General features: G+C 30.9%; 2 pseudogenes. Both read right to left on the bottom strand.

What is annotated here, in order from left to right:
• A pseudogene (locus CQA53_RS11585) lies at nucleotides 1-247 on the bottom strand (hypothetical protein); the annotation flags it as partial.
• Nucleotides 248-1091: pseudogene (locus CQA53_RS12820) on the bottom strand (hypothetical protein); the annotation flags it as partial.

The following is a 1091-nucleotide window of genomic DNA, read 5'->3' as shown; positions in this document are numbered from 1 at the left end:
AATAGCCATTAGACAACTTAGCGTGAATCCCATTTTTATTGATGTCCTCATATAGCTCTGGCTCTACAACATATCCTCCACCATTTTTTGCTCCCAAATCTTTAAACTTATAATATTGCCAATCCATATACCTAAACGAACACCCACCCACAAAGAATAATATCACACACAAAGAAATTAGAAAGATTAAGATTCTCTTAATTGTAAATATTTGCTTAAATTTTAAGATAATAGTTTCTTTCTTCATCTACACCACCCTTTTAGATTCTAAAAGATAAGATTCTACATTATGATTGATAAGATTCTTATTATATACAATAAACATAGATTGTAAAGAAGTCTCTCCACCTCCTACATACTCTCTATCATCTTGTATATCCTTAGAATATTCTAAGAGTTGTGTATATCTCCCTACCCCATACTCTTTATATTCATATTCTTTATATGCTTTATCATAGACTTTAGGGATCTTTTGTGGGATAATGAGTATGAGAGCAATAGAGTGTATTCCTATGGTTATATCTATCTCTTTAAACTCATAGTCTTTAGGATAATCCTTAAGGAGTAAAGAGAGTAGGGAAGTAGTAGAATCTGTAGTATTGTTGTTTGTATTATTGTGAGTAGTAGCATTATGTGTAGATTGTGAGCTAGATGCTCTCTTATCTAGCTTTATATTAGAATCTAAGTCTTTAGCATCTTTATGTATATCAATACTTATACTTTTCAGTGTCTCATCATCAGTGCTAGATTCTATCATCTCACCATTAAGCTTTAGTCTATATATAGGCAGATTATCTTTTTGAAGTGTATTTATTTTATAATACAATCTTATACTTGGCTTATGAAGTTTTATTTGTGAGAGTAACACTTCTTTACTTATCTCTTTAGTATTACTAGGATTAGGAGCATTTATCTTAAAGGTATTATTCTTAGGCTTACAAGTGATAGGGAATCCTTTATCACTTAATACCCCACTAACACATAAATCTTGCATTATAGGATAATCATCATTATATTTCTTATCAGCTCTAGCACTAGGGAGGATTACAGAAATAAGAGAACAAGGAGTAGGAACACCTGCGATATTGTTA

The sequence above is a fragment of the Helicobacter didelphidarum genome (assembly GCF_003364195.1).
GTDB lineage: Bacteria > Campylobacterota > Campylobacteria > Campylobacterales > Helicobacteraceae > Helicobacter_A > Helicobacter_A didelphidarum.
Note: the sequence above shows the minus strand (reverse complement) of the source record. Positions and strands in the feature narration are given on the sequence as shown.